This is a genomic window from Pseudooceanicola sediminis (assembly GCF_003575965.1).
Lineage (GTDB): Bacteria > Pseudomonadota > Alphaproteobacteria > Rhodobacterales > Rhodobacteraceae > Pseudooceanicola > Pseudooceanicola sediminis.
This window is the reverse complement of record NZ_QWJJ01000035.1, coordinates 1-3,504: the sequence shown is the minus strand read 5'-3', so window position 1 is coordinate 3,504 and position 3,504 is coordinate 1. Positions and strand designations below refer to the sequence as shown.

At 69.5% G+C, this 3,504-nt stretch carries 3 protein-coding genes; all 3 read left to right on the top strand.

Translation table 11 applies throughout. From position 1 onward, the window contains the following. Positions 1-879 precede the first annotated feature (879 nt). From DL237_RS20295 to DL237_RS20285, 3 genes are read left to right on the top strand one after another with little or no spacing between them, the layout of a single operon-like run. Positions 880-1,095, top strand: coding sequence for a hypothetical protein (locus DL237_RS20295; protein ID WP_119400792.1), 216 nt, complete (start codon positions 880-882; stop codon positions 1,093-1,095). A gap of 25 nt (positions 1,096-1,120) precedes the next feature. Beyond that, positions 1,121-2,035 carry a 5-bromo-4-chloroindolyl phosphate hydrolysis family protein gene (locus DL237_RS20290; protein WP_233545091.1) on the top strand — a complete coding sequence of 305 codons (915 nt, stop codon included), beginning with the start codon at positions 1,121-1,123 and terminating at the stop codon, positions 2,033-2,035. 6 nt (positions 2,036-2,041) lie between these two features. Then, positions 2,042-3,301: a toxic anion resistance protein gene (locus tag DL237_RS20285; protein ID WP_119400791.1), complete on the top strand. Its 1,260-nt coding sequence runs from the start codon at positions 2,042-2,044 to the stop codon at positions 3,299-3,301. The last annotated feature ends 203 nt before the right edge of the window (positions 3,302-3,504 follow it).

The following is a 3,504-nucleotide window of genomic DNA, read 5'->3' as shown; positions in this document are numbered from 1 at the left end:
GGGCAAGCCAGGTGCGCGGTCGCCGGGCAAGCCCGGTGCGCGGTCGCCGGGCAAGCCGGGTGCGAAATCGGGGTCTGGCGGCAAGTCTGGCGCAGGCGACGGCGGCGGGCGGGGCTTTGGTGCGGGCAAGGGCCATGGCGGCGGCGCAGAGGGTCGGACGCCGGGCGGTCGGCGCTTTGGGGCGTCGGTGCCTGCGGGCGGGGCGCGTCCGACGGCGGCAAATCCCGGGTTCAGCAAGCCGAGCGGTGCCGGGGGCCGATCTGGCAGCGGCGGGAAACCGGGTGCCGGTGGAAAACCGGGCTCTGGCAAAACGGGATCTGGCAAGCCGGGTGGCCGGGGTCCGGGCGGGCCGAAGGGGCCGACGGGCGGCAAGCCGCCGCGTGGGCGAGGTTAAGACGAATAGGTTGGGTCTGCGCTGATCAGGCGGGACCAGATGGCCGCGCGAGAGCGGTCGGGATTGGTCGGCGTCACGGCGTCTGAGGGTTTCACCTTGGCCTTTTTCCCGGGGCGCATGGCTGTCTTCGGGCGGTGCTGGGCAGGATATCGCGCCTGCCGCGCACAGGGAACCGGGGAACGGCCCTGGACAATCTGCCGGGGCAGAGCCGGGGCACCCCGGGACCAGCGGAGCCCCCCCCAAGAGAAGGGCGGCGCGCGTGCGCCCTGCCCTCTACACGCCAGTGTGGCCGTGGTGCCTGCGGCCCCACCGCCTTGCCAGTGATCCGGCCTGCCCTAGTGTTGTCACAAGCGGGGCGCATGACCCGCACGGGGCCTGGACCCACCAGCCCCCGTGCCATGCGGCTTTGCCCCCTTCGCGTCGGGCACCACTAGGAAAGCGCCACCCGGCTTCTTAAGTGATCCTGAGGCAGCCGGAGGTCCGATATGGCACGTGTGATCCTTGTTCTGTTTATTCTGGGCGGCGTCGTGGCCGTGGCCTCGGCGCTGGCGACGGCGATCGGGGGCGCGGCGGATCGCCGTCAGCGTGTGGGTGAAGACAGCCTGCCCGCTCGGCTGCGCAGCACGCCGGTGCAGAAAATCGCCTATGGCTTGCTGATTGCCGTGATGTTCGGCGTGGCGTCGGGGCTGATGAGCACATGAGCGGCGCACGAAGGAGACTGCGGGCATGACGGATCGGCAAGGCGCGCCCACGTCGTCGGGCAAGGCTACGGGGATGGGCAAGGCCATGGGACGGCGGCGCGGGCCGCGGACGCCGGGTGCCAGGGTGGCCCCCGGGGGCGCGCGCGTCAACGTGCTGTACCTGCCGCCGGTCCTGCTGGCGGTGACTTCGTTGTTTTCCAGCCCGCTCGATCTGGCCCTCGGGCTGGGGGGCGCCGCGCTCTGGTGGGGGGCCGCGCAGTTGACGCGCGAGGGGCTGACGGCCGAGCAGGCGTTTGTCGCCCGCAAAACCGCCCGCCGCCCCGCCCTGCCACGCAAGATGCTGGGCAGCGCGATGATCGCGTTCGGCACCGCCTTCGGGGCACTGGCGCATGGTCAACAGCCCGCCGGCGCGGTGATCTATGGTCTGGTCGCGGGGGCGCTGCACGCGGTGGCCTTTGGCCTCGATCCGCTGCGCGACCGGCTGGGCGAGGGGATGGATGCGCATCAGCACGACCGGGTGGCAAAGGTGGTGGAGCGCGCCGAAGAGCACCTGGCCGGTGTCCGGCACGCCATCGCCGCGCTGCATGACCGGGCGCTGAACACCCGCGTTGCGCGATTCGAGGAAAGCGCGCGCGCCATGATCGCGGAGGTCGAGGACGACCCGCGCGATCTGCCGCAGGCGCGCCGCTATCTGGGGGTCTATCTGCAGGGTGCCGAAGATGCCTCGGCCAAGTTCGCCGCCCATTACGCCCGTCATTCCGATGCCGATGCACGGCGCGATTACGAGGCGCTGCTGGACGACCTCGAGCAGAATTTTACGGCCCGCACGCAAAAGATGTTACAGGATGACGCCACGGATATGAGCATCGAAATCGAAGTGCTGCGCGAGCGTTTGCAACGCGACGGCGTCGCGCCGCCCCATCCCGCAGGAACGGAGTGAGCTGACATGTCCAAGGATGTGCGTACCAAGGCAAGACAATCGCAGAAGCTGGTCGAAGAGGTGACGGCGCTGGAATTGCCCGAACCCTCGCCCGAACCGGCGCTGGACGATGACGCCCGGCTTGATGGCAGTGATCACGACGAGGCCGATCTGGACGACGACACCCCGCTGAGCCGCGAGATTCGTGCGCGCATGGCGCAGATCGACATGAGCAGCACCCAGTCCATCGTCGGTTTCGGCGCCGCCGCGCAGGGCGAGTTGCAGCAGATCAGCCAGGCGATGCTGTCGGATGTGCGCAACAAGGATGCCGGCCCCGCCGGGGACAGCCTGCGCGAGATCGTCAGCACCCTGCGCGGTTTCGCCGTCAGCGAACTGGACGTGCGCCGCGACCGCACCCTGTGGGAACGCGTCACCGGGAGCGCCGCGCCGCTGGCGCGCTTTACCGCCCGGTTCGAAGGGCTCCAGAGCCAGATCGACCGCATCACCGATGACCTGCTGGGCCACGAACATCGCCTGCTCAAGGATATCAAGGCACTGGACCTGCTGTATGAAAAGACGCTGGGATTCTACGACGAACTGGGGCTGTATATCGCCGCCGGCACCCGACGTCTGAGGCAGCTGGACACGCAGGAGATCCCGGCGCTGGAACGCGCGATGCAGGACGCCGCCGACCGTGGCGAGGGCGCGCAGATGCAGGCGGCGCAGGCGCTGCGCGACCTGCGCGGCGCGCGCGATGACCTGGAGCGCCGGGTGCATGATCTGAAACTGACAAGACAGGTGACGATGCAATCGCTGCCCTCGATCCGGCTGGTGCAGGAAAACGACAAGACGCTGGTGACGCGCATCAACTCGACCCTGGTCAATACCGTGCCGCTGTGGGAAAGCCAGCTGGCGCAGACCATCACGCTTCGGCGCAGCGCCGAGGCCGCAGGCGCGGTGCGGGCCGCCAACGACCTGACCAATGATCTGCTGCGGGGCAACGCTGCCCAGCTGCGCCAGACCAACCGCGCGATCCGGCAGGAAAACGAACGCGGCGTGTTCGACATCGAGGCCGTCAAACAGGCGAACGACGATCTGATCGCCGCAATCCGCGACAGCCTGAGCATCGCGGATCAGGGCAAGGCACGACGCGCCGCCGCCGAAGCCGACCTGCAAAAGATGGAGGCCGAATTGCGCGACACCCTCGCCCGGGCCAGGGATCATGCAACCGGCCTGGATGGCCGGACGGCGCAATCGATCCCGGAGCCGTCACGAAAGGTACGCTGATCTTGGGCCAGCTCTCGGCATTGTCAGGCAAGATACCCTTCTGCGCGGGGCTGGCCCGGCCTGTCGCCGCCCTGCGCCGACGCGCCGGGGGGTGGGTTTCAAGAACCGCGCCGGGCCGGGGGTCCCGCCGCGACGGGGCCGCCGCAGGGCGTTTCGGGCCGCGTCGCGCCCTGTGGGCCAGGGTGCGCAGGGTGCTGGAGCTG

Bases quoted from the DNA above. Each gene is read 5' to 3' on its own strand.
- DL237_RS20290 (WP_233545091.1), top strand. From the start codon at position 1,121: ATGACGGATCGGCAAGGCGCGCCCACGTCGTCGGGCAAGGCTACGGGG.
- DL237_RS20295 (WP_119400792.1), top strand. From the start codon at position 880: ATGGCACGTGTGATCCTTGTTCTGTTTATTCTGGGCGGCGTCGTGGCC.
- DL237_RS20285 (WP_119400791.1), top strand. From the start codon at position 2,042: ATGTCCAAGGATGTGCGTACCAAGGCAAGACAATCGCAGAAGCTGGTC.